A 25,142-nucleotide genomic window follows, 5' to 3' on the forward strand; every position below is an offset into this window, starting at 1 on the left:
TCTTTTCCTCGGCCATCTGACTGCTTATAAGGGCGGGGTCTGGGGTGCCGTTTGGCAATCGCGGACCCCGTTCCTACATCCCGTGTGTTGGCCGTTAGATCCGCCAAGCCGGCACATGGCGCTGTGAAATCGCCCGCGCTGTTTCAAGGCGTGCGGATGGCAAACGCCCGGTGCCCTGCCGCAAGCACCAAGATCAACACGGCATGGTCCAACCGGCCCTGAATGAGCCCGAATACGAAAGCCCAACGAATGTCCAAGGATAATAAGAAATTCGACACGGACCTGATCCGCGACCTTGCCGTTCTTCTTGACGAAACCAACATCTCCGAGATTGAACTGGAGCGGGGCGACGTGCGCATCCGGGTGGCCCGGCAGCTGAACATCGAAGCGCCGGTGTCCATGGCGGCCCAGCCGGCCTATGCCGCGCCGATGGCCGCGCAGCCGCAGGCGGCCGCGCCCGCAGCCCAACCGGCCGACACGGGACCGCATCCGGGCACAGTCGCCTCCCCGATGGTCGGCACGGCCTATCTGGCACCCGAACCGGGCGCCCGGAACTTCATCGAGGTCGGCGACAAGGTGTCGGAAGGCCAGACGATCATGATCGTCGAGGCCATGAAGACCATGAACCACATTCCGGCCCCCAGGGCAGGCACCGTGAAACAAGTGCTTGTCGACGATGCTCAGCCGGTCGAATTCGGCGAGCCGCTCGCGATCATCGAGTGAGGCGGCCCATGTTCTCCAAGATCCTGATTGCCAACCGGGGCGAGATCGCCCTGCGCATCTTGCGGGCGTGCAAGGAACTCGGCATATCGACCGTCGCCGTGCATTCCACGGCGGACGCCGATGCCATGCACGTGCGTCTGGCCGACGAAAGCGTGTGTATCGGCCCTCCGGCCGCGCGCGACAGCTATCTGAACATTCCCAATCTTCTGGCAGCTTGCGAAATCACCGGCGCCGACGCGGTCCATCCAGGATACGGTTTCTTGTCGGAAAATGCCCGCTTCGCCGAGATTCTCGATGCCCACAACATCGAGTTCATTGGCCCCACCGCCGACCACATCCGGATCATGGGCGACAAGATCCAGGCAAAGAAGACGGCAAAGGACCTCGGCATCCCGGTTGTCCCCGGATCCGACGGCGCGGTCCGGCCCGAGGACGACGCGCACGCGATCGCCCGGGACATCGGCTATCCGGTGCTGGTCAAGGCCGCGGCCGGCGGCGGCGGGCGCGGCATGAAAGTCGCCAAGACCGAAGCCGATCTCAGCAGCGCCTTGTCGACCGCGCGCTCGGAGGCCATGGCGGCCTTTGGCGACGACGCCCTCTATATTGAAAAATATCTCGGCAAGCCGCGCCACATCGAAATCCAGGTGCTGGGCGACGGGAAAGGTAATGCGATCCACCTTGGGGAACGTGACTGCTCCTTGCAACGCCGCCACCAGAAAATTCTGGAAGAGGCCCCGTCCCCGGCACTCAACACGGAACAGCGCAACAAGATTGGCGAAGTCGTGGCCTCGGCGATGCGCAAGCTGAAATACCGCGGCGTCGGGACGGTCGAGTTTCTGTATGAGAACGGCGAGTTCTATTTCATCGAGATGAACACGCGGCTTCAGGTGGAGCATCCGGTGACCGAGATGATCACCGGGATCGACCTGGTCAACGAGCAGATCCGGATCGCGGCGGGCGGCTCGCTGGAGATCGAACAGTCCGATATCCGCTTCGAAGGCCATGCGATCGAGTGCCGCATCAACGCGGAGGATCCGCGCACATTCATGCCCTCGCCGGGCACGATCACCTACTATCACACCCCAGGCGGTCTCGGTGTGCGGGTGGATTCGGCGGTCTATCAGGGCTACAAGATCCCGCCGTATTACGACAGCATGATCGGCAAACTCATCGTACACGGGCGAAATCGTGTTGAATGCATGATGCGCTTGCGCCGTTGTCTTGATGAGTTCGTGGTTGACGAAATCAAGTCAACCCTTCCCCTTTTCCGCGATTTGGTAGACAATCAGGACATCGCCAACGGGCAGTATGATATCCACTGGCTGGAAAAGTACCTGTCCGACGCGAAAGACTGAAAGTGTCTTCAGGATCTGGAGAAGCCGGCTAAACATGGCGGGTTACCAGGACGACATCGTGATGGAAATCACGCCGCAGGTGCTGCTTAAAGCCTACGCCTGCGGCTTGTTCCCCATGGCGGAATCGGCGGACGATCCGGGACTGTTCTGGCTGGAGCCGGAACGCAGGGGCATTCTGCCGCTGGACGGATTTCATTTGCCGCGCCGCCTTCGCCGGACCATCCGCAACGATGTTTTCGAAATTCGGGTCAGCACCGATTTCTCCGCCATCATCGAAGGATGCGCTGCCCCCCTTCCGGGCCGGCAGAAAACGTGGATCAATTCGGAAATCAGACGGCTTTACGGCGAACTCTTCGAGATGGGCTACTGCCATACTGTCGAGGCCTGGCAGGATGGCACGCTGGTCGGGGGCCTATATGGCGTAAGCCTGAACGGCGCGTTTTTCGGTGAAAGCATGTTCACAACGGCCACCGACGCCTCGAAAGTGTGCCTTGCCCATCTGGTCGCCCGCATGATTTCCGGCGGCTATTCCCTGCTCGATACGCAATTCGTGACAGAGCATCTCAGCCGCTTCGGAACGGTCGAGATCAATCAAGCGGCCTATAATGACCTGCTGTCGGCCGCGCTGCTGCGCGAGGCCGATTTCTTCGCGTTTCCGACCAACGCCACAGGCGCCGACGTTCTGACCGTGCTCGACAACTGGTCGGATGGCCAGCGGCGGTAGAGAAAAACGGCCCGAACAGGGCCGCCGGCCGATACCGCTTTCACTCTCTCCGTCGCTTATCCGTCTCCGGTCACGGCCGGAAAGGTTTCGGCCGGGGCTGACCGATCACATCTATTCCGTCATCCGGACCGGCAAGCGGATCTCCGCCGGCGGCTTCGACTTCGGCGATCGGCGGGCCTGTATAGTTCTCCGGTGGCGGCACATCGGAGGACATCTTGCAATCCGTCAGCCACACGTCATAGACCGCATGCTCAACGGCATGAAGGCCCGGACTTGCCGCATACATCCAGCCGGAAAAGATCCGCCGAACCTCGTTGTTCAAGGTGATCTCGTCGACCTGCACAAAGCCGGTGGTCAACGGCGTTTCCGTCCGTGGGCGGGTGTGGCAGACGCGCGGCGTGACCTGAAGCGCGCCGAACTGAACAGTTTCGCCGATATAGACATCGAAAGAGATGATGCGGCCCGTGATTTTGTCCAGCCCGGAAAAGACAGCCACGGCGTTCTCGATTTTCTCCGGCTCAACCTGAGCGGCGGCGGACGTGGATCCGCCCACCGCGGCCGCCATGGCCGCACCCGCACAGATAACCCACTTCCCAAATCCTCTGTCTCTCACCAACGCGTCCCTCGGATAGTTTCGCCGTGCCCGGTTAGAACGGCCCCTGGGAAAAATGATTCCCGTCCTCCAATGATACAGGCTCAAAGCCCCTCATTGGTAACCCTAGAGGCAAACCATGGCCCGGACGCGGCTCATCCGGGCCATTTCGGTGGCCATTCGGCTCACGCCATCTCCGAAAGGCGGCTCTGGGCCAGTTTGACCTTGTCCAGCCGCTGCGAGAACTCGGCAACTTTCTCGCGTTCCCCGTCCACGACTTCTTCAGGCGCCTTTTCAACGAACTTCGGATTGCCGAGTTTTTTCTCGATCCGCGAGATTTCGCCCTCCAGCTTGACGATTTCCTTCGCCAAGCGGGCTTTTTCGGCCCCGAGATCAATCACGTCCGCAAGGGGAAGGCACACGGTGGCATCGCCGATCACGATCTGCGCGCAGCCGGATGGGGCCGCATCCTGGAACGCGACGCTTTCGGCCCGGGCAAGCCGCTCGATGGCGGCCCGGTGGCGCTCCGCCCGTTGTTGCGTGGCCGGGCCCGCCCCCACGAGGAGAACCGGCACCTTCGCGCCCGCTGGAACATTCATTTCCGCCCGCACCGACCGGATCTCGCTGATGAGGGACACGAGCCAGTTGATTTCGTCCGCCGCGTCTTCGTCGTGGAATTGGGAAACAGGCCATTCGGTGAGGATCAGGAGCCGGTCGGGCTTGGCCCCCTCGTCGCCAAGGCGCGCCCAGAGTTCCTCGGTCAGGAACGGCATGAACGGATGCAGCATTTTCAGGATTTCGTCGAGTGCCCAGGCCGCCATGGCCCGCGTTTCCGCCTTGGCGGCTTCGTCATCGCCATTGAAGATCGGCTTGGCGAGTTCGAGATACCAATCGCAGAACGTGTTCCAGATGAAGCGGTAGGCGCCGTTGGAGGCATCGTTGAAGCGGTACTCGTCCAGCGCTTTGGTGACTTCGGCAATCGCTTTGGCCGTCTCGGTGGCGATCCAGCGGTTAAGCGTGTGCCGGGTCGAAGACGGCTCGAAGCCTTCCACCCGCCGGCAGCCGTTCATTTCCGCAAACCGGGCCGCGTTCCACAGCTTGGTGGCAAAGCGCTGGCCGCTTTCCGCCGCCTGGTCGGACATGCGCAGCGTGCGGCGGCCCTGAACCTCCTGGCTGGCGAGCGCAAAACGCGTGGCATCGGCCCCGTAGCGATCGATCAGGTCGAGAGGGTCCAGAACGTTGCCCAGAGACTTGGACATTTTCTTCCCGTTTTTATCGACCACGATCGAGTTGATGTAGACCGTGTGGAATGGCACTTCCTTCATGAAGTGAATGCCCTGCATCATCATCCGCGCGACCCAGAAGAAGATGATGTCGAAGCCGGTGATCAGAACGTCGGTCTTGTAGTAGCGTGCAAGTTCGGGCGTCTGATGCGGCCAGCCGAGCGTGGAGAACGGCCACAAGGCCGACGAGAACCAGGTGTCGAGAACGTCTTCGTCGCGGGTCAAGGACTTGCCGCCCGCCATTTGGACGGCTTGTTCCTCGGTTTCAGCGCAATACTCGTTGCCCTCTTGGTCATACCAGACCGGGATCTGATGGCCCCACCAGAGCTGGCGCGAGATGCACCAGGGCTGAATGTCGTTCAGCCAGTTGTAGTAGGTCTTGTCCCAGTTGCCCGGAACGAACCGGGTCTCGCCGTCGTGAACGGCCTTGAGCGCCGGCTGCGCCAGCGTCTTGGCATCGACGAACCACTGATCGGTCAGCATTGGCTCGATCACGACCTTGGAGCGGTCGCCGAACGGTTGCATGATCTTCTTGGCTTCGACCATGGGCAACGCCGCTGGCCCCACTTCATCCTCGCCGGGCTTGCGGATCTTGGCCCTGCCCTGCTCGTCCCACTCCGGTGCCAGCCCCTGCATCCAGGCAACATCCGGATGGTCGCTAGGGACCATGACCGCCAGGCCTTCCGCGGTGATCTGATCGATGACCCGCTTGCGCGCCGCGTAGCGATCGAGCCCCCGCAACTCATCGGGAACGATGTTGATCGCGTCGATCTCGTTGATCGTCATCTGCGCGCCATCGAGGATCGACTGGGCCTTTTTCGCCTCTTGCGAATAGGGCTCCCCGTCGGCCCGCATGGCGCCTTTGGTGTCCATCAAACGGTACATTGGAATCTTGCCGCGCAGCGCGACCTGATAGTCGTTGAAATCATGCGCGCCGGTGATCTTGACGGCGCCGGAACCGAAATCCGGATCCGGGTACTCGTCGGTTATGATCGGGATCAGGCGGCGGTGCTCTTTCGGCCCGACCGGGATCTCGCAGAGCTTGCCGACAATCGGCTTGTAGCGCTCGTCATCGGGGTGAACCGCGACCGCCCCGTCGCCAAGCATGGTTTCCGGCCGGGTCGTGGCGATGGATATGTAATCCCGCGTCTCGCGCAAGGTGACGTTGCCATCCTCGTCCTTCTCGACATACTCATAGGTCTCGCCGCCCGCGAGCGGATACTTGAAGTGCCACATGTGGCCGTCGGTCTCGATGTTTTCGACTTCAAGATCAGAGATCGCCGTCTCGAACTTCGGATCCCAGTTGACGAGACGCTTCGAGCGATAGATCAAACCTTCATTGTAAAGGTCGACAAACACCTTCAAAACGGCCGCAGACAGATTCTCCGACATGGTGAATTCTGTCCGGCTCCAATCACAGGACGCTCCAAGGCGCTTGAGCTGGCCAAGAATCGTGCCTTCCGATTTTTCCTTCTGCTCCCAGACCCGCGCAATGAAGGCTTCCCGGCCCATATCGCGGCGGCCCGGCTGGTTCGCGGCGGCCAGTTCGCGCTCAACCACCATCTGGGTGGCGATACCCGCATGATCGGTGCCCGGCTGCCAAAGCACATCATACCCCTGCATCCGTTTCCAGCGGATCAGAATGTCCTGCAGGGTGTTGTTGAGTGCATGGCCCATATGAAGCGAGCCGGTAACGTTCGGCGGCGGAATTACGATGGTAAAGGCATCGGCACCTTGTTTGGCGCCGGCTCCGGCCTTGAAGGCCCCCGCCTTTTCCCAGGTTTCGTAGATCCGCGGCTCAACGGCTGCCGCATCGTAGGTCTTGTCTAGCATCAGGTGCACTCAAAGTGAGGGATTTTTCGACTTTTTTGGGAATTCACGTGTAAATCGGAAGCCAACGCCCAAGTCAACCGCTGACCCTGGCGAACAGGGAACAAACATCGCGTCCTTCCAAGATCCAGCGCAGCGCATCGGACGTCTTGCCAGAAGCGGCCACAGATGCCCGGCAACTCGAGAAGCGATCAGCCTGAGGTGTTCACGCGGTTCCGCTGCAACACACGCTGATCTGGAATAGGGGCCCCTGATGCCGATACGCCTTCGCGCTCACCACCTGCTGTGCATCCTCACCTTCAAGGGAGAAGGCTATTCACACGGTTTTGTCGCGAACTACCAGAAGATCGTAGACCGGCTGAATGGCGGCGAACCCGTCATCCTCGTGGAGGGGCCGGACGATATTTGTGCGCCGCTGGCGTGCGAGAAGGACGCGCATTGTTTCAACGCCAGTGTCCGGGAGCGGGATATCGCAGCCTTGCGGTGGGTCGAAGACCGGGTCGCAATCCCGCACCAGCCTGGGGCGGCATTCCATCTTGCCCCCGGGACGATCGCAAAACTCCGCCATTCATTCGCAAACGAAACCCACAGGGCCCCTTGCCTCGGGTGCGACTGGTATGACCTATGCAGCCATGTGGCAGCGGATGACTATGAACAGGCGCTGCTGAAGCCTCGAAGCGCGCAAATGAAGCGGACATAAGCGGCCGTCAACGCCGGCGCATCATGCGCTTGATTTCCTTCTGCACCATTTGTTCGACCATGCCGGGAAGATTCTCGTCGAGCCAGGCTTTGAGCATCGGACGCAGCATGTCCTGAATGAGTTCTTCCATGGTCTGGGCGTTGCCGCCGATCAGCATGCCGGACAGGCTGTCCAGAGCCGCGTGCACCTTGTCGCCGGTATGCGCCGAAATGAGCGGTTCGTCTTCGGCGAGACGCTGATACGGCCGGTCCGGCACCGGACGGGTCATCGCAGCCGGAGCGAAGTCCGGTTCATCCTCGGGTTCCGGCGGTTCGACCGCAAGGATTTCCTCAGGTTCTTCTTCCTTGAACCCGATCTCCATGTCCTCATCGGACAGATCCTGCGGCAAACCACCGATCAGATCCATTTCATCGCCGGCGATATCGTCTTCGCTCAGGGCAAGGTCTTCGGTCAGTTCAAGAACGTCATCGTCGCCGCCCACGTCGTCCAGGGCGTCTTCCGCCATGGCGGCCGCCATCTCGTCGGCGTCGTCCTCCAGATCCTCATCCGGCCCGTCCATATCGAAGAGCTTGTCGAGGTCGTCCTGTGACATTTCTTCGGAAGCGCCCATATCGTCCTCGGCTTCAGATTTGGCTATGTCGGGCGATGACACATTCGCGGACCCGGCCGGCTTATCATCGCCATTCGAATCCTTTTGGGCATCCTCGTCGGAGATAATTCGGCGGATCGATGCGAGGATTTCCTCCATCGAAGGCTCTTCAGCCTGTTTCGCCTCAGCCATGACAACCCCCAGACAACTGGCTACGAATCGAATCACTCAGCGAACTCTGAACGATTCGTTAAGGCCGAGTATGGAGATCAATCGCGCAAGGGAAAAGCGAACGGGCTGCCGCTAAAGGCTTTTTCCCCTTTTTAGGTGACCGGGTAAGATTTTACATCGTTTCCCGCATACGGCGAAACCCAAACGGTTGCCGTCGTCACCAGAGACTTAACGCGGAACGCAAGGCAAACGGCATGTGACTGAACGAATAGCCTTTTACCGGCCATCCGGTGTGCGCAGGCCGAACCACTGATCGCGGACCGCCTGATAGTGTTCCACCGGCTTGTAGTGAGCCACATTGAGCTCCAGCGAGCTGACATCCAGCCGCCCGATCGCGGATACGAGCTGATAGGCTCCCACAATCCGGTTTCTCTGGGCGGTGACAAGGTTGACCCGCTGATTGACCAGTTCCCGCTGGGCGTCCAGGACATCCAGCGTGGTGCGCTGCCCGACCCGCTGCTCCTCGATGACGCCTTCGAGCGCGAGCTGCGATGCCTCGACGGCGGCCCGCGCGGCTTCAATCGACCCACCGGCTGCCTGGAAATTGCCCCAAGCGGAAATCACGTTCGCCCGCACCTGATCTCGAATGACGTCCAGCTGCAACTGCGCCCGGCCCAGTTCCTCTTTCGCTTGACGCACCCGGGAAGAAACGCGCCCGGCCTGATAGATCGGAATATTCACACGGCCGAACACTTGGGCGGTCTCGCTGTCATCGACCGTCGATGACGGATTCCATGACCGGGACAGCGAGCCGTCAACCGTCACGGTCGGGAGCAGCTCGCCTTCAATCGCCTTGACATTGAAGATCGCTGAATCGACCTGGTGCTGAGACTGCCGGATCAACGGCTGCGCCGTTTCACTGATCTTCAGGGCCGTTTCCATCGATTGCGGCACGAGCCGGTCGATTGTGGCATCGGCCGACAGATTTCGCGCCTCCATTCCCACGATCTGGCGGTACACAGCGCGGCTGGCGTTGAGATTGGCCAGACTGGTATTTAGGTTGGCGCGCGCCTCGGCCACACGGGCTTCGGCCTGCGAGACATCGGTGCGGGTCCCCTCGCCGACCTCGAAGCGGTCGCGGGCCGCACGCACCTGCTCATTCAGAAAGTCGAGGTCGCTGCGGGCCAGCGACACGAGCGCGGTATCGCGGATCACGTCGACATAGGCCTGCGCGGCCGCAAGCAAAACATCCTGTTCGGTCGCGTTCAGGCTTTCCCGCTGCGCGCGCACCAGGGCCTCGGCCTGACGGGTCGAATTGACAGTCCGAAACCCGCGAAACAAGGTCTGACTGACGGACAGGGAGATGGACGAGTTGGTTCTGTAGCTCTCGAACCCGTCGAAATCGGAGCGGATCCGGCCGATCTCGGCCGCCGCACTGACCGTCGGGCGCCAGCCCGCCAGCGCCTGCGGCACATTCTCATCGACCGCCCGCAATTGCGCGCGCGCCGAATTCAACGTCGGATTGTTGGCATAGGTCAGCGCAAGGGCTTCCATGATGGTTTCGGCCGACGCGGACGATCCCGGACCACCCAGAGCAGACAACATTGTCGCGGTTCCGGCCATAAGGACGGACGCCAACGCTGTTCTTAATCTTCTACGCATAACCAGAATATGCTCCTCAGGTGGGCGCTCCAACTGAGATGTGAGTAAACGCAGCTGTGCTCCAGCGCAACCGGCACGAACCCAACGAATCGAGTTTTCGGAAAAACTGCGACCTTGGCGCAACAGCCTTAAGATTCAATTAACCCTAATTTCAACGTAAAATCATGCCGTTGCTTACTGTAGATCCCGGTTGGAGATCTGGCGCCCACCGGGAGTCCGGCAGGGCCCTGACTTCAGAATTCGAATTGCGGCTTCTTTGCGAAACCGGGCAACATGGGCGCCGACGCGTTGAAGCCGAAACGGGAGCTGAACTTGCCGTCCGAATTCTGATAAAGCCGCGCGGCGCCGGCCCCGCCCTGCCCCTCGATGACGACAAGACGGCCGTCATTCTTCAACTGGGCCAAAACCGCGTCCGGCAGGACATCGACGGCCCCATTGACGATAATCACGTCATAGGGCCCCTCGCTGGCATAGCCACCTGTCAGCGGCCCGTCGACAATCACGGCGTTTTCGATTTCAAGATCGAGCAGCGCCGCGGTTGCGGCCTCGCCCAGTTCGGGATTTTCTTCAAGGGCGACCACGGATGCCGCGAGTTTGCCGAGAACCGCAGCACTGTAGCCGGTCCCCGCCCCCACAACCAAAACAATGTCCTGCGAATCGACGCGCGCCAGCTGCAGCATCTTTCCAAACACATGCGGCTTGAGCATGTACCGGCCCGATCCCGTGCCCCCGATGGGCAGATCCTCATCGATATAGGCAACGGCGCGTTTGGACGCGGGCAGAAACTTTTCCCTGGGGATGGTTTCCATCGCATCGAGAATGCGCAGATCCGTGACGTCATTCGTCCGCAGCTGATTGTCTACCATGCGTGTGCGGGCTTGGGCATAGTCGGTCATATCGGCCTCGTGTTGATCGCCGGTCAGTCTTGGCAGCGTTCCTTACCGGCCCGCGTGCGCCCTGACAAGCAATTGATCGCGCACACCGCCCCAGAACCTGATTGATGCTCTTTTCCCGCATTTTGTCTCCGCCGAACCGGAAACTGTCCACAACCCTTCCCTCGCCGAGTTCAGACCAAGGCCAGTGTTTTGCCCCTCCGGACCAGAAATTGGCGGCATCGATGTATTTCAGTCTTGATTATGCCGTATAACTGTTTGATAAGGCGCGGCACACCACCTTGGGGCCCTGTGGCGGAGTGGTGACGCAGCGGATTGCAAATCCGTGTACACCGGTTCGATTCCGGTCGGGGCCTCCAGAGTTTTTCGCGCCTGATTTTGTTGGTTATCGGTCCAACCAGTCTCCCGGTATCAGTTCCAGCCGCATAATCTCAGTGCCAGCGAACGAGCGGCACAGAAGCCAACGGCAGTAGGAAATGGGTGCGCGCGCAAAGCCTCCGCTGCTCCCAAGACCGGCCCAGAGCCTGACGTCTGACCTACCTCTGCCAAATGGTCCAGAACTGCCTTTAGGTCAAAATCAAGCGGGCGCCTGCGGCCGGGGAATTAACCAAAGGGTACTCGCACGTAACAGTGCATTGGGTCGAATTTCGCTCTGCCCCGAATTCCGCAACACCCCAGTCAAGCCGATATGAACCACCAAGGTCAGCCCCTCTCCGGTTTTCAGATCATTTTCTGTTCATAGGAATCCAAATCAAAAATCCACTCTCTTGAGAAATCAACCAAACGGAAAGGCGAAACTTGTCCAGATTGATTTGGCGTAAAATCGGATCTTGGAGCAATCCTATGAAAAACCTTACGGCACTTTTTCTTGTATTTGGACTATGCACTTTCCCAGCGGCAGCATTGGAATTTCGCGTCGGTGTAGAGCGTGGTGAAGACACGATCTTCAGATACGAAATCGGGGTCATCAAGCTTGCCCTTGAAAAAGCCGGGGGCGAGCACACCCTTGTGGTGACGGATGCGGGTGACGCCAACCAGACCCGGATGGTTGAACAATTGGCCGCCGGCACCGCCGACTTCGATGTCATGTTCACCGGCATCAATCAGGAGCGCTTCGACAAGCTGCTCACCGTTCCGATTCCAATGCAACGTGGGCTGCTTGGCCACCGGATCATGATCGTCAGCGACGAAAGTGCCGGGAAGATGGCTAGCATCAAGACCATCGAGGACCTGAAAGGGATCAAGATCGGGTCCGGAACGGGCTGGCCCGACACCGACATTCTCCGTCAGGCTGGTTTGACCGTTGAAGACTCCAAATACGACAACCTTTTCAAAATGGTTGCGGCTGGACGCATCGACGGTTTCGCGCGCGGCGCTGCAGAACCATTCCTCGAAGTAGGAAGCCGGAAAGAGGAGTTTCCCAATCTCGCGGTCGATAGCGAAGTCCTGATCGTCTATCCGTTCGACATGTTTCTCTTTTTGAACAAGAACGACACTGAACGCCACGACATCTTGTTGAGCGGACTTCAAAAGGCCTACGAAGACGGCAGCTTCATGGCCTATTTTGAGAACCATCCCCAAATCAAAGAGGTTTTCGAGCAAGCGGGCCTGGACGACAGGGTCCGCTTTGAGATCGATAATCCCCTTCTCCCAGCCGAGATCGCGGCAATTCCGGATCAATACTGGCACGGCCGGTGAAACGGTCTCTTGATCATCCTGCGTCCCCCCGGGAAGAAGCGAACCGGGGGGCACCTCTTAAACCCGCTTTTGTGATAGTCTTTCGGAACTGCACCTGGATTTCCGGAATTGAGTTCGATGCGCGAGTTTCTGCACAGAATTCTGATGATGATCACAGCGCTGTGGCTCGGAGCAACTCCAACGTCAGCCCTCGACTTTCTGATCGGATCTGAGCGGGGCGGAATCGATGGAGAAAACTTCGGTGCCTACAGCCTCGGCCTCCTCAAACTCGCCCTTGAAAAGGCGGACGGGGATCACACCATTGCCTTTGTCGATACGGCCTATGCCAATCAGGAGCGGCTGCTCAACTTGTTGGCCTCCGGCAATGCTGATTTTCACCTTATGATCTCCGGGATCGACCAACATCGTCACGACATGCTCGCAACCGTGCCAGTCCCTCTGCAGCGCGGGTTGCTCGGACATCGCATCCTGATCGTGAGCGAGGACAGCAAGGCGAAGGTTGCCAACGTGACGTCGATGGAAGATCTCAAAAGGCTGTCGATCGGGTCCGGAACCTCATGGCCGGATACCAAGATCATGGCCGCAGCAGGCCTGAATGTGCAGGACGCCCCCTACGAAAGCCTGTTTAAGATGGTGGCTCTTGGAAGACTGGACGGCTTTGCCCGCGGCGCCGCAGAAGCGTTTCCCGAGGTCGCGGCACGCGAAGACACCATGCCCAACCTTTCCGTCGATCCGAATGTCATGATCGTCTATCCGTTCGATGACTTTATTTTTTTGAACAAGGACGACATCGAACGCTATGACATTATTCTGCAAGGCCTGAAACGGGCCTACGAGGATGGGAGCTTCATGGCCTACTTTAACAGCCATCCCCAAATCAGAGAGGTTTTCGAGCAAGCGGGCCTGGACGAGAGGATCCGGTTTGAAATCGACAACCCGCTTCTTCCGCCCGAGATTGCGGCCATCCCGGATCAATACTGGCACGGCCGGTAGACAAAACGCGGAGGACGCCGTGCGAAAGACTGTGGTCTCATTCAATAACCCGAAGTGCGCCCCGCGTCATGACATTCTCAGGCCTGACGGGCCTTCCGGTTTGCATAGCGCCGGTCCCGTTCGGCTTTCCGTGCCGCTTCGTCCTGCAAGACGCGTTCGATACGGTTCTTGTTGGCCAACTCACGCGCTTCGGTTTCAGCTCTGGCCGCTGCGGCAATGGCGGCATCTCGCGCTGCGGCTTCAGCGGCAACGCGATTTCGCTCTTCAAGCTTTACCTGCTCGCGCTCGGCGCGGCGCTTCTCACGAGCTTCTGCAATCGACCGCCGTTCCGTCTGACGGGCTTCCCAGGTCGGGTCGGAAGCATCCTTGGCGGCGCGAAATGCCAAAACAAGCGCTGCCTTGGCGTCCTCTGCGGAACGGCGGCGGTCTGAATGCTCATTGTTTTTAATATTCTTCAAATCTCAATTCCACTTGATGAGTTACGCTGAGCGCTTTGTGGGCTTTTTCGAACGTTTCACAGCCGGCTTTTCTGCTGTGGCCATGCTGTCTTGCAGCTCTTTGGCAAGCCGCGCCTCCCGCAACCTCTGGGTCTTTTCGTTCCGGGCGATGACAATCGAGTTGAGGTCTTCAATCGCACGTTGACGTTCAAAGAGTTGCGACTGGGTTTTACCAAAGGCGACTTCTGCCTGTTGGCGGTGTTTACTGTGATTTTCGGTCATGGCTTTCCTCGCGAAGGCCGCTCACCTGTGAGCTGTAACGAAAAAGGCCAGGCAACTTGCCTGGCCCTGCTTGGTCACTTGCTTTCGACAATGCCAGTACATCCGTGGTCAAGGGAAAGCAGATCCCGGATTATCAGGCAGCCTGGAGATTGCAGGCCGACATTTTGCCCGACTTGGCGTCGCGCTCCATGTCGTAGCCGATTTTCTGGCCTTCAACAATTTCGCGCATGCCAGCGCGCTCGACAGCGGAAATGTGGACGAACGCGTCCGGGCCGCCGTTGTCAGGCTGGATAAAGCCGAAGCCTTTGGTGGAATTAAACCATTTTACTGTGCCAGTGGTCATGATGAACCCTTTCATAGCGTACAGAGAGAAACCGACAAGCCAAGAGCTCGCGGTCGGTGATAACGATGCTTTAAAGGGAGGGTTCGTTCAGGACGCTGTGCCAATCGCGTCGCAACCAAATCTCGGCAAGAAAATATCGATAATTGTGTATATGAGTTTGGAGCGAGAAAGTCAACTTATAGTTTTGATGTTGAGTTGGGGACGTCCACATTGTTTGCTGCCTTTATCGCGCAACACGTCCGCAAACGGCTTCAGCGTCGCTTTTTACGGCCAGCCAACATCAACTCGTCCAATCTTCTTTATTCGCCTGGATTCATCTCGATAAGAATATCGAATTCTGAAGTTTTACCGGAATCGCAAGTCTGATCTGCGACTTGAATCACTCAATAAACCTCACAGGACGCCTTCACCGCTCCATAGATTTTCCCTGAGACCCGATTCCCTTCTGCCGTCCCTTCCCCCGCCCGAGATTGCGGCAATGCCGGACCGATACTGGCACGGTCGTTGACTACAATGCGGAAGACGCCGAAAGCGGTCGCATCCTCCGGCAGCACCGGTTTTCCCTGTCCCTTGTCGCAAACAGGGCAGAGAGCGCCGCGGCCTGTCTGTACTTGGGCGCGACACTTGCCTAAACACAACAATGACACCCTCCACTGGACCCACCTTCTTCCACCACTCGGCAACTTGGGACATGACTGTAATGCTTCACGGCGGCGATCTTCCGGCAGCCTGCGAAACATATGGCGGCATACCAGCCGGTTGGCTGGATCTGTCGACCGGGATCAACCCCCATGCCTATCCGCTGCCAGACAATTTGCCCGCCGAGGCCTGGACACGCCTGCCGTCGCAAGACGCCCTCGACCGTTTGCTGAGCGCGGCCCGCGCCGCATACCGGGTCCCGCCCCATCTGGGGCTCGCCGCCGCGCCGGGCACCCAGGCGTTGATCACCTTGTTGCCGGAGCTCCTTCCCGATGGTGAAGTCGCGCTTGCCGCGCCAACCTATGGCACGCACAAGATGGTTTGGGAGAGGGCCGGCCGCTGTCCGGTCGAAGTCTCCAGCGTCTACGCCTTGCCCGCCACGGCGCGCATTGTCGTCCTGGTCAATCCGAACAATCCCGACGGCCGGTTGGTGGACGGCCGGAGCCTCCTCGACATCGCGCAGACACTCAAAACGCGAAACGGTACGCTGATCATCGATGAGGCGTTCGCGGATGTGATGCCGGGGGCAAGCTTGCTGCCCAACCTCAAGGACGAACCGGTGGTCGTGCTGCGGTCCTTTGGCAAGTTCTTCGGCCTGGCCGGCCTGCGCCTTGGGTTCATGGCCGGCCCCTCCGATCTGGTCCGCGAGGCCGCGGTCCGTCTGGAAAGCTGGGCCGTCTCCGGACCGGCTCTGGACATCGGACGAACAGCCCTCGCCGATCTCGACTGGCAAAGCCGCATTGCACGGCAACTGAGCGAGGAAATAGGAGATCTCCAGATCGTGCTCATGGAAAACGGTCTTGGCGTGGTCGGCGGCACGCCGCTGTTCGCTTTGGCATCCCTTCGCCAGGCCCGCGCGTTGCATCAGGCTCTTGCCCGGCGCCATGTCTGGACCCGTGTTTTCGACTATGCCCCCACCTGGATCCGCATCGGCCTGCCCGGATCAAAAGACAATCTCGACCGGTTTGCCGACGCACTTGCGGAGGCGATGAAAGAGATCTAAGCAGCCTTCCATGCTGCTTTCCGACACCGCGCTCTGGCTCCTTCTGGCCGCGCTCCTCCTTGATGCCGTGATCGGTGATCCCGATTGGCTGTGGCGCCGTCTACCACATCCTGTGGTCCTGTTCGGGCGTGTCATCACCATGCTCGACACGCGCTTGAACCGGAGCGACCGGACACGGGCGCAGCGCCGGGCGCGCGGTCTGGTGACCTTGTGCTTGCTGGTAGCGGGCGCCGGCCTGCTGGGCATGGGCCTGCACCTTCTGTTCTCCGCTCTTCCCTTCGGCGATGTCCTCACGGTTGCCGTGACCGCGGTCTTTCTCGCCCAAAACAGTCTCTACACCCATGTCCGGGCTGTGGAAAAAGGTCTGTCCAGCGGAGGCATTGAGGGCGGACGCAAGGCGGTCTCGATGATCGTGGGCCGCGACCCGGCCCGTCTCGACGAGGCCGGCGTGTCCCGGGCGGCGATAGAAAGCTGCGCGGAAAACTTCTCAGACGGGGTGGTGGCGCCAGCCTTCTGGTTCGCGCTTGCCGGACTGCCGGGGCTGCTGATCTACAAGGCGGTGAATACAGCTGACAGCATGATCGGTCACAAGACTGAAAAATATCAGGACTTTGGCTGGGCCTCCGCGCGGTTCGACGATCTGATCAACCTCCCCGCCTCCCGTCTGTCCGGACTGTTCATTGCACTGGCCGCCCCGCTTGCGCGCGGCTCGATCCTTGCGGCGGTGAAGACCATAGCGGCGGATGCGAACAAGCATCGATCGCCCAATGCGGGCTGGCCGGAAGCGGCGATGGCGGGCGCGCTCGATCTGTGCCTGGCAGGCCCCCGCGTCTATCCCGGCTATACGGTGCAGGACCCGTACATGAATCCGTCGGCCCGCCGGGACGCGACCGGGCGCGATATCGCCCGCTCCCTCCGGTTGCTGATCGGGGCCTGGGCTGTCATGACCGTGACCGTCACCGGGCTGGCCCTGGCCAACATCGTTTGAGCGCGAATTCGAAGGACCCTGTCATGCGCCCTTTCAACACTGCCGCCGACCGGAACAAGGATGCCATTCTTCCGCACCTGCGAACCACGTTCGCCAATTGCCGGCGGATCCTGGAGATCGGCAGCGGAACCGGACAGCATGCGGTGCATTTCGCCGCGGCGCTCCCGCACTTGAGTTGGCAGCCGAGCGACATCGCGGACAAACTGGACGGCATGGAGCTTTGGTTGTCCGAAGCCTCTTTGCCGAATGTCCTGCCGCCCCTGACCCTCGATGTCACAAGGCCGCTTCCGCCTTTGCCGGGATATCGAGACGACGGCGCCTTTGACGGTATCTATACCGCGAACACGCTGCACATTGTGCCCGAGACCACGGTCCAGGCCTTCTTTCAACGGGTTGGCGAGGTTCTGGCACCGGGCGGGCGATGCGTCGTCTATGGACCCTTCAAGTATGGCGGACGCTTCACCACGCCAAGCAACGAAGCGTTCCACGCGCAGCTGCGGGCGTGGAACCCGATGAACGGCATCCGCGACTTTGAATGGGTGGATGAACTGGCGCGGGCCCAGGACCTTCGGCTCATCGACGACCACGCCATGCCGGCCAACAATCAGCTTCTGGTCTGGGAGCGCGGCGCTGTCCCATCCGGATAAGGGTCAGTGCCGCCGCTTGATCTGCCGTGCCGTCGCCAGCCTCTTTTGCTGTTGCCATTCCCGGAAAAACACCAGCAGCCCGCCGCCCAGAATAAGCGCCATGCCAAATGTGCCCGTGAGGTCAGGCAGCTCACCCCAAATGACAAATCCCCAGAACACGGCGAACGGCAGCCCCACATATTCGAAGGGTGCGATCAGCCCGGCATCGGCCGACCGGTAAGCCTGGGCGAGGCAATAACCGACAACCGCCGAGCACAAGCCGAGGATTCCGAACAGGAAAATATCGTTGCCCTGAGGCCAGGTCCAGGCCCGCAGCAAAAACAGAAGGCTCGGGTTTTCCAGCCCTTCAGCAAAGCGTCCGTCACCGGCGACGAGGTAAAACCCGCTGGAAACCATCAGGAAAATTCCCTGAATATAGACGGCCATGGCGGATGCCTTTGTCGTGCCGCCGAGCTTGCGGGTCAAAACCTGCATGACGGCATAGCCGAGCGCCCCAAGCACCGGCAGGGCCAGGATCCAGCGTCCGCCCTCGATCGGAACACTGTCCCAGGGCCGCATCATGACAATGACCCCGGCAAATCCGGTCAACACGGCGCCCATCCGCCAAAGACCGACCTTCTCTCCCAGGATCGGGATGGACAAAAGGGTGATCAGCAGCGGAGCGACGAAGAACAGCGCGGTCGCCTCAGCCAGGGGCACCACGGCCAGCGCCAGAAAGAAAGCCATATTGGCGACGACCACGCACAGGCCGCGGACGATGTGAAGGAACGGCGTTTTGGTCTTCAAGATGGAGAACCCGCCCTCCAGTTGCACGAAGACGAGCGAGAAGGCCATGCCGATGGCCGAGCGAATGAAGACGCTTTGGTGCAGAGGATACCCGCCCGACAACGCCTTGATGAGCATGTCATTGACGGAAATCGCGGCCATGCCCATCAGAATGAAGGCGATACCGACAGCGGGACGGGACAAGGGGGACATGGAAGCGGAGACGGTCATGTCTCTGGCCTACACCTTTTTCGCAAAGCCGCCTAGATCCGCCAGAAACAAGCCTGAGAACAGCCTGAGCAGCCGGAAACGGTTGTCGCCCAAAGCTTGCTGGACAAGTCTCTCGCCATCGCGGGGGCAGTTGCAGCGCCGTCAACGGCTGCGGGCGATCTCAAGCAGAAGATCCGTGTTCAGCACCGCGTCCAGATGGTCGCCGAGACCATCCAGCACCGCATCGATACTGGCACCATAAGACAGGTCCGACGCGGCACCGAAACCGGCCAGGTAGGCCTTGCGGAAGGCGTCATGGGTGAACAAGCCATGGAGATAGGTGCCTGCCACCAATCCATCGGCCGAGATCGCGCCGTCGTTCCGAGCTTCCGGCCCCTGCCCGAGCCGCATGACCGGGCGCGCGCAATCCGCGCCAGCCGTGCGGCCAATATGAATCTCGTAGCCCGCGACGGGCGCGCCTGTTTCAAGATGCCGGCCCTGCGCCTCAACCAGGGATTTGTCGGGCGTCAGTTCGGTCTCGACAGCGAGATATCCCAAACCTGACACCGTGCCGGGGCGTCCCTCGATCCCCTCCGGGTCCGAAATCCGTGTCCCCAGCATCTGGTAGCCGCCACACACGCCCAGAATGCGCCCGCCGCGCCGGTGATGCGCGGCAAGATCGATGTCCCAACCCTGTTCGCGGAAGAACGCAAGATCGCCGATCGTGGACTTCGACCCGGGCAGCAACACCAGATCGGCATCTCCAGGCAAGGGAGAACCCGGCGCGATCAATTCCAGCGTGACAGCAGGTTCGAGGCGCAAGGGGTCGAGATCGTCGAAATTGGCGATCCGGGAGATGACGGGGACCGCGATCTTCACTGCGCCGGTCCCCTGGCCCCGTGCCAGGTCGAGCGCGTCTTCTGCCGGCAGTTTTCGGGCATCGGCAAACCACGGCACGACACCGAGACCCTTCCACCCTGTGCGCGTCTCGATTTCCCGCATGCCGTCGTCAAACAGCGAGACATCCCCCCGGAACCGGTTGATGAAAAAGGCCTTGATGCGCTCTTTTTCGCAGGGCTCCAGCACGGCATGCGTTCCCACAACCGAAGCGATCACCCCGCCCCGGTCGATGTCGCCGCACAAGATCACGGGCAGATCGGCAGCCTCGGCAAACCCCATATTGGCAATGTCCCCCGCGCGCAGATTGATCTCCGCAGGACTGCCCGCGCCTTCGACGAGGATCAGATCCGCCTCGGATTCAATTTTCGAAAAGCTCTCCAGAACCTTCGGAAGCAATTGCGCTTTTTGCCGGCCGTATTCGCGCGCGCGCATCGTGCCGAACCGCTTGCCCTGCACGATGACTTGCGCGCCGGTATCCGTTTCGGGTTTCAACAGCACCGGGTTCATATGAACCGTCCGCGGCACCCGGCAGCCCATCGCCTGAAGCGCCTGCGCCCGGCCGATCTCGCCCCCATCGGCGGTGACGGCCGCATTGTTGGACATGTTTTGCGGCTTGAACGGACGGACGCGCAGTCCCTTGTTTGCAAAAAGGCGGCACAGACCGGCAACGATCACGCTCTTGCCCACGTTGGAGCCCGTTCCCTGCACCATCAGCGCGGGCGTGCGCCCGGAGCGGCTCATGCGCGGCCGTCCTGTTCCTGCATTTGCGCGCCATAGGGCCGGAACTCATCCGGCACCGGCAGGCGCGTCAGGTGCAGCTCCAGAAGCAGGCGGATGGTCGGGCGGACCGCGAACAGGACCGACCCGATCAGGAACAGCCATGTTCCGGCAAAAAGCAGGCTCTCGTAAAAGAAAAAGATGCTGCCAACCACGAAGAACATGGCCGCCAGAAATTCCACAATGGTGCGGTAAAGCTCGTACTTGCGGACCACGTCCGTGTGACGCGGGGATGCATGGCGCACGGCGCCGTCAAACAGCTTGCTCATGCTGCCTCCCTGTCTGTCGCGCTTCCTGGCAATACGAGATCAAAACTCGATGCCCTCCTGGGGCTTCACGCCAGACCGGAAGGGGTGCTTGACCTGCGTCATGTCGGTCACAAGATCCGCCACCTCGATCAATTCGTCCTTGGCGTTCCGGCCGGTGATCACAACATGGACATCCTCCGGCTTGTCGTTTTTCAGGAAATCGACCACTTCCGCGATGTCCAGATAGTCGTAGCGCAGCACGATATTCAGTTCATCACACAGCACCATGCGATAGTCGCCGGAGGTGATCATCTCTTTCGCCGCCTCCCAGGCCTGCCGGGCGGCGGCGATGTCGCGCTGCCGGTCCTGGGTTTCCCAGGTAAAGCCCTCTCCCATCCGCTTGATGGTGACGAGATCGTGAAACCGCTGCAAAGCGAGGCGCTCGCCGGTGTCGATCCGGCCCTTGACGAATTGCACCACACCAACCCTGTGGCCATGCCCGAGCGACCGGAAGATAATGCCGAAGCCCGCCGTTGACTTTCCCTTTCCCTTGCCGGTGTTGACGATCACCAGCCCCTTCTCGATGGTCTTGGTCGCCATGATCTTGTCGCGCGCCGCCTTCTTTTTGCGCATCTTGTCGGCGTGGCGGGCGTTGAGTTCTTCTTCGCTCAATGTGTCGGTCGTTTTATCCGTCATGCGTGCGGGTTCCTGGACTGCGGTTCCTGTTCAAGAGCATTTTTCAGCTCTTCGATGCGGTTACGGGTCGAGTTCCGGCGTGGCGTCCAGAGGTTGCGCACAAGCGCCTCCTCGAACCGAACCACGATCTCCCGATAGGCGGCCGGATTGACGTCCTCAAGAAACGCTCTCACGTCCGCGTTGTCCAGATAGGCGTCATAAAGCTGATCAAAATGATGATCTCCAACCGCGCTTGTGGTTGCCGAGAATGCGAACAAGTAATCCAGCGTGGCCGCGATCTCGAACGCGCCTTTGTAGCCGTGACGCATGACACCCGCGATCCACTTCGGATTGGCCGCGCGGCCGCGCACCACGCGGCCGATCTCCTCGGACAGGGACCGCACCACCGGACGCTCGGGCCGGGAATGATCATTGTGATAGACTTTTGGGGCCGCGCCTTTCAGCGTCTCGACTGTCGCCGCCAGCCCGCCCTCGAACTGGTAATAGTCGTCACTGTCGAGAAGATCGTGCTCCCGGTTGTCCTGATTGTGAAGAACCGCATCCACGGCGCTCAAACGTTCAGCCAGATCGGCCCGCGCGCGTTCGCCGGCCGCGCCGCCGCCATAGGCATACCCTCCCCAATCGAGAAATGCCTCGGCGAAATCGGCGCGTTCTGACCAGATACCCTCGTCGATCAGGGCCTGAAGCCCGGCACCGTAGGCACCCGGCTTGGAGCCAAAAACACGGAACCCCGCCCGGCGGACTGACTCTTCGGCATCAAGCCCTTCAGCCTCGAACTTGACCCGGTCCTTGAGAAACCGTGCCGCGATCGGGTTCGCCGCTTCAGGTTCCTGCAACTTCGCAATAGCCCGCACCGCGCTGTCAAAGAGATCGATCTGATGGGGAAAGGCATCGCGGAAAAAACCGGACACGCGCAAGGTCACGTCGATCCGCGGACGCTTCAAATCGGACAGACTCAGGATCTCGAATCCGGTCACGCGCCCCGATCCCGGCTCCCAAACCGGTCTGGCACCGATCAGGGCCAACGCCTGGGCGATATCGTCGCCGCCCGTTCGCATGTTCGCCGTGCCCCAGCAGGTCAGCACGAGCGCCGTCGGCCACGCCCCCTCTTCCTGAAAATACCGCTCGGCCACAAGATCCGCCGACTTTTGCCCCAGCCGCCAGGCGGTCTCTGTCGGCAGGGCACGCACATCGACCGAATAGAAGTTCTTGCCGGTGGGCAACACATCCGGGCGGCCACGGGTTGGGGCGCCCGAGGGTCCCGGCTGGACGAAGCCCCCGCCGAGCGCGGTCAGAACGGCCGCCGTTTCCGCCTCTCCCGATGCGGTCACGGCAGGCGCCAGTCGGCTGCAGATCTCGTCCAGAACGAGCTGCGTGGTGGCAAAGCCCTCCGGCGCGCGCCCCGCCGCGACAAGTTGCAAAGCCAGGAGTTCGAGCCGCTCGACCGTATCTCCGTTCGAGCGCCAGGGCGCCTGGGAAACGGCCTGAAGAACATCCGGACTTGGTCCTTCCCAGGCGGCTGAAAAGTCGCAATCAAGCGGATCGAACCGGTCTTCTTGCCCGGCGGCTCCAGCCTCCGCATGTTCCGCGGGGACTAACAGATCCCGCGCCAAGGCACGCAGAAGGCTTTCATCGCCGGCCTTCCCCCCTCGGGGAACCCGCGCGAGAGCGACGAGCAGGTTGGTCAGGAGGTGTCCATCCGGACTTTGCCCCAAGATGTGCAAGCCGTCGCGGATCTGCAGTTCCTTCAGGTCGCAAAGATGCGCGTCCAGCCGGGCCAGCCGTGTGTCCTCGTCCATTTCGGCCGACAGCCCGATATCCTTGTCGAGACCGTGCTGGCTGGCGAGGGCCAGGATATCCCTGGCCAAGGCCCGCAGCCGGCGTGGATCGACGCCGCTGGCCAGATAGTATTCGTCCAGAAGCGTCTCGAGTTCCCCCGCGACCCCGTGGCTTTCCGCTCGGGTAAGCGGGGGGGTCAGGTGATCGACGATGACGGCGCTCGTGCGGCGCTTGGCCTGGGCGCCTTCGCCCGGATCATTGACGATGAAGGGGTAGATATTCGGAACCGGCCCAAGCACCGCCTCGGGAAAACAGGTTTCCGAGAGGGCCAGCGCCTTGCCCGGCAGCCACTCGAGATTGCCGTGCTTTCCCAGATGGATGACGGCATGGACGCCGAATACGTCGCGGAGCCAGATGTAAAAGGCGAAATAATGATGCGGCGGTACAAGGGCGGGATCGTGATACGTTTCCTTGGGGTCGATATTATAGCCGCGGGCCGGCTGAATTCCGACCACCTGGTTCCCGAACCGGTGCAGGGCAAGGCGGAACGCTGCGTCCACCACATGCGGATCGTCTTCCGGTCGTCCCCAACGCGCCTCGACGTCCGCACGGACCTGCGGCGGCAACTTGTTGAAACCGGCTTTGTAGGTTTCAAGCGGAAGCGCTTGAAACGACTCCCGGTTTGCCCGGCCATCCAGCGCATTGGTGACCCCGGCACCAAGAACCTTCATCAAGTCGCTTTCGGAACCGGGCGCATGGCCGGTGTCATAGCCAGCCTTTGCCATGGCGTTCAGCAGGTTGACCGCAGACGCCGGCGTGTCGAGACCAACGCCGTTCCCCAGCCGCCCGTCCTTGTTCGGATAGTTCGCAAGAATCAGTGCGGCCCGTTTGTCCCGTGCCCTGACATGCCCGAGCCGAGCCCAGTTGGCCGCCAGACCGGCAACGAAAGCGATCCGGTCGGGCACTGGCACGAAACGGACCGGGGTCGATTGCGTGGCCTCGTCGAATTGGCCTTCTTGCTTGAAGGACACCGCCCGCGTCAGCACCCGCCCGTCGATTTCCGGCAGCACCACGTGCATCGCGAGATCGCGGACAGACAACCCCTGATCGCTCTCCGCCCACCCCTCACGGGAGGACGAGGAAAACACCACCTGCAGCACCGGCTTGCCCGGCGCATCGAGCGGGGTCGTTGTGTGCGGCGCCCCGGCCTTGGAGACGGCAAATGCGGTGGCGTTGATCACGACATGGGGAGTGCCAGCCGCGAACAGGCTGGCAAGAACATCCGTCGATTCCCCATCCTTGAGGCTGGACACATAGACCGGCAGCGCGTTGACACCCGCATCGTCCAACGCGTCGATCAAGGCATCGACCGGTGGAGTCTGGGCCGATTGCACAAGGGCACGGTAGAAAACGATCGCGGCAACCGGACGGTAGGGATCGGCCCAAATCCCTTTCAGGCCATCCAGATCCGGCCGGGCCTGACCCGGCCAGTAGATGCCTGCGCGCGGCAGGGGCACAGCCTGCGCAGGCTCTTCGCCCTTGCCGATGAGAAAGGCGCAGCGCCTCAGAAAATTGCTGTAGTTCGCCGTTCCACCTTCGACGAGATACCGCCAGAGACGATGAACCTGATCGGCGGGAAGCGTTGAGCGCCCCGCCAGTTCCTGATCCCACTTGTCGTCGCCCGGCATGACCGCGAAAGACAGGCCTGCGCCCCGCACGGCTTCTTCCAGCCGCTCCAGCCCGTAGCGCCAGTATTCAACCCCGCCCAAGAGCCGCAAAACCACGAGCTTCGATCCGCTCACGGTCTGATCGGCATAAAGATCGGCCGAATAGGGGTGCTGCAACGCCATGATCGAGGCAAGGCGCAGGCTGGCCCTGCCCTCGTCCAGGCCCGAATGGGCGGAGGCCAGACTGCCAAGTTCGGTATCGGCGGCCGACAGGAAGATGACGTCCGCCGGATCCTGTCCCAGGTCGACGGCGTCTCCCCCGTCCTCTATGCGGCGTGTCTGGCTGGCGAGTATGTGCATGGGGCTGTTTTCGACTGCTTGTTTCGGTGACCGGATCCGCAGGCGGACCGCGGCTTTGAACGGCATCGCGCACGGGCAAGGTGCGGTTTTGTGGCCCGAGGCAAGATGCCGGCCGGCCGGACCTCCCG

At 60.9% G+C, this 25,142-nt stretch carries 22 protein-coding genes and 1 tRNA gene; 10 read left to right on the top strand and 13 right to left on the bottom strand.

Annotated features, from left to right (window positions below):
* Nucleotides 1–249 precede the first annotated feature (249 nt).
* From accB to aat, 3 genes are read left to right on the top strand one after another with little or no spacing between them, the layout of a single operon-like run.
* Nucleotides 250–723, top strand: coding sequence for an acetyl-CoA carboxylase biotin carboxyl carrier protein (gene accB / locus F0184_RS15360; RefSeq protein ID WP_150497079.1), 474 nt, complete (start codon nucleotides 250–252; stop codon nucleotides 721–723).
* An 8-nt stretch (nucleotides 724–731) separates the two neighbouring features.
* Complete coding sequence (accC, locus tag F0184_RS15365; protein ID WP_150497080.1) at nucleotides 732–2,078, top strand: acetyl-CoA carboxylase biotin carboxylase subunit; 1,347 nt, start codon at nucleotides 732–734, stop codon at nucleotides 2,076–2,078.
* A gap of 34 nt (nucleotides 2,079–2,112) precedes the next feature.
* Nucleotides 2,113–2,802 (top strand): leucyl/phenylalanyl-tRNA--protein transferase, encoded by a 690-nt coding sequence (gene aat, locus F0184_RS15370; RefSeq protein WP_150497081.1) that lies wholly within the window; start codon nucleotides 2,113–2,115, stop codon nucleotides 2,800–2,802.
* 70 nt (nucleotides 2,803–2,872) lie between these two features.
* Here aat and F0184_RS15375 read toward each other — a convergent pair whose 3' ends face one another.
* Entirely contained in the window at nucleotides 2,873–3,367 is a 495-nt protein-coding gene (locus F0184_RS15375) for a DUF2155 domain-containing protein (protein WP_150497082.1), read from the bottom strand.
* 212 nt (nucleotides 3,368–3,579) lie between these two features.
* Nucleotides 3,580–6,510, bottom strand: a complete 2,931-nt coding sequence (locus tag F0184_RS15380; RefSeq protein WP_150497083.1) for a valine--tRNA ligase — start codon at nucleotides 6,508–6,510, stop codon at nucleotides 3,580–3,582.
* 250 nt (nucleotides 6,511–6,760) lie between these two features.
* Here F0184_RS15380 and F0184_RS15385 point away from each other — a divergent pair, with 250 nt between their 5' ends.
* Nucleotides 6,761–7,207 (top strand): DUF1284 domain-containing protein, encoded by a 447-nt coding sequence (locus F0184_RS15385; protein WP_150497084.1) that lies wholly within the window; start codon nucleotides 6,761–6,763, stop codon nucleotides 7,205–7,207.
* 7 nt (nucleotides 7,208–7,214) lie between these two features.
* On the opposite strand, the gene F0184_RS15390 is transcribed toward F0184_RS15385, so the two are convergent.
* From F0184_RS15390 to F0184_RS15400, 3 genes are all read right to left on the bottom strand, one after another.
* Nucleotides 7,215–7,988 (bottom strand): PopZ family protein, encoded by a 774-nt coding sequence (locus F0184_RS15390; RefSeq protein ID WP_150497085.1) that lies wholly within the window; start codon nucleotides 7,986–7,988, stop codon nucleotides 7,215–7,217.
* A gap of 255 nt (nucleotides 7,989–8,243) precedes the next feature.
* Nucleotides 8,244–9,572 (bottom strand): TolC family outer membrane protein, encoded by a 1,329-nt coding sequence (locus F0184_RS15395; RefSeq protein ID WP_208998506.1) that lies wholly within the window; start codon nucleotides 9,570–9,572, stop codon nucleotides 8,244–8,246.
* A gap of 290 nt (nucleotides 9,573–9,862) precedes the next feature.
* Complete coding sequence (locus F0184_RS15400) at nucleotides 9,863–10,525, bottom strand: protein-L-isoaspartate O-methyltransferase family protein (RefSeq protein WP_150497087.1); 663 nt, start codon at nucleotides 10,523–10,525, stop codon at nucleotides 9,863–9,865.
* A gap of 282 nt (nucleotides 10,526–10,807) precedes the next feature.
* Between F0184_RS15400 and F0184_RS15405 the strand changes: the two genes are divergently transcribed.
* From F0184_RS15405 to F0184_RS15415, 3 genes are all read left to right on the top strand, one after another.
* A tRNA-Cys gene (locus F0184_RS15405) sits at nucleotides 10,808–10,881 on the top strand.
* 484 nt (nucleotides 10,882–11,365) lie between these two features.
* A complete protein-coding gene (locus F0184_RS15410; protein ID WP_150497088.1) occupies nucleotides 11,366–12,220 on the top strand; it encodes a substrate-binding periplasmic protein in 855 nt (284 codons plus the stop codon).
* A gap of 117 nt (nucleotides 12,221–12,337) precedes the next feature.
* On the top strand, nucleotides 12,338–13,213 hold the full coding sequence (locus F0184_RS15415) for a type 2 periplasmic-binding domain-containing protein (protein WP_150497089.1): 876 nt from the start codon (nucleotides 12,338–12,340) through the stop codon (nucleotides 13,211–13,213).
* Nucleotides 13,214–13,290: 77 nt separating this feature from the next.
* Here the strand turns inward: F0184_RS15415 and F0184_RS15420 are convergent, their stop codons facing one another.
* The 3 genes from F0184_RS15420 to F0184_RS15430 form a co-directional block, all read right to left on the bottom strand.
* Nucleotides 13,291–13,671, bottom strand: a complete 381-nt coding sequence (locus F0184_RS15420) for a DUF6481 family protein (protein ID WP_150497090.1) — start codon at nucleotides 13,669–13,671, stop codon at nucleotides 13,291–13,293.
* A gap of 21 nt (nucleotides 13,672–13,692) precedes the next feature.
* Nucleotides 13,693–13,932 carry a hypothetical protein gene (locus tag F0184_RS15425; protein ID WP_150497091.1) on the bottom strand — a complete coding sequence of 80 codons (240 nt, stop codon included), beginning with the start codon at nucleotides 13,930–13,932 and terminating at the stop codon, nucleotides 13,693–13,695.
* Between the two features lie 133 nt (nucleotides 13,933–14,065).
* Nucleotides 14,066–14,275 (bottom strand): cold-shock protein, encoded by a 210-nt coding sequence (locus tag F0184_RS15430; RefSeq protein ID WP_150497092.1) that lies wholly within the window; start codon nucleotides 14,273–14,275, stop codon nucleotides 14,066–14,068.
* A 691-nt stretch (nucleotides 14,276–14,966) separates the two neighbouring features.
* Here F0184_RS15430 and cobD point away from each other — a divergent pair.
* The 3 genes from cobD to F0184_RS15445 are packed head-to-tail and all read left to right on the top strand — an operon-like array spanning nucleotide 14,967 to nucleotide 17,612.
* Complete coding sequence (cobD, locus tag F0184_RS15435) at nucleotides 14,967–15,977, top strand: threonine-phosphate decarboxylase CobD (protein WP_308809957.1); 1,011 nt, start codon at nucleotides 14,967–14,969, stop codon at nucleotides 15,975–15,977.
* Nucleotides 15,978–15,987: 10 nt separating this feature from the next.
* The gene (gene cbiB, locus F0184_RS15440; RefSeq protein WP_150497093.1) at nucleotides 15,988–16,965 is read left to right on the top strand and encodes an adenosylcobinamide-phosphate synthase CbiB; all 978 of its coding nucleotides are present in this window, start codon (nucleotides 15,988–15,990) and stop codon (nucleotides 16,963–16,965) included.
* A 23-nt stretch (nucleotides 16,966–16,988) separates the two neighbouring features.
* The gene (locus tag F0184_RS15445) at nucleotides 16,989–17,612 is read left to right on the top strand and encodes a DUF938 domain-containing protein (RefSeq protein ID WP_150497094.1); all 624 of its coding nucleotides are present in this window, start codon (nucleotides 16,989–16,991) and stop codon (nucleotides 17,610–17,612) included.
* A gap of 3 nt (nucleotides 17,613–17,615) precedes the next feature.
* Here F0184_RS15445 and F0184_RS15450 read toward each other — a convergent pair whose 3' ends face one another.
* The 5 genes from F0184_RS15450 to cobN form a co-directional block, all read right to left on the bottom strand.
* Complete coding sequence (locus F0184_RS15450; protein WP_150497095.1) at nucleotides 17,616–18,608, bottom strand: DMT family transporter; 993 nt, start codon at nucleotides 18,606–18,608, stop codon at nucleotides 17,616–17,618.
* Between the two features lie 141 nt (nucleotides 18,609–18,749).
* A complete protein-coding gene (locus F0184_RS15455; protein ID WP_150497096.1) occupies nucleotides 18,750–20,228 on the bottom strand; it encodes a cobyric acid synthase in 1,479 nt (492 codons plus the stop codon).
* Nucleotides 20,225–20,533, bottom strand: a complete 309-nt coding sequence (locus F0184_RS15460) for a YrhK family protein (RefSeq protein ID WP_150497097.1) — start codon at nucleotides 20,531–20,533, stop codon at nucleotides 20,225–20,227. The genes F0184_RS15455 and F0184_RS15460 overlap by 4 nt, the downstream gene beginning before the upstream one ends.
* Before the next feature lie 39 nt (nucleotides 20,534–20,572).
* Nucleotides 20,573–21,208, bottom strand: coding sequence for a cob(I)yrinic acid a,c-diamide adenosyltransferase (gene cobO, locus F0184_RS15465; protein ID WP_150497098.1), 636 nt, complete (start codon nucleotides 21,206–21,208; stop codon nucleotides 20,573–20,575).
* A complete protein-coding gene (gene cobN, locus F0184_RS15470; protein WP_150497099.1) occupies nucleotides 21,205–25,014 on the bottom strand; it encodes a cobaltochelatase subunit CobN in 3,810 nt (1,269 codons plus the stop codon). The genes cobO and cobN overlap by 4 nt, the downstream gene beginning before the upstream one ends.
* Nucleotides 25,015–25,142 lie beyond the last annotated feature (128 nt).

Origin of the sequence: Roseibium aquae (assembly GCF_008711285.1) — a bacterium.
GTDB lineage: Bacteria > Pseudomonadota > Alphaproteobacteria > Rhizobiales > Stappiaceae > Roseibium > Roseibium aquae.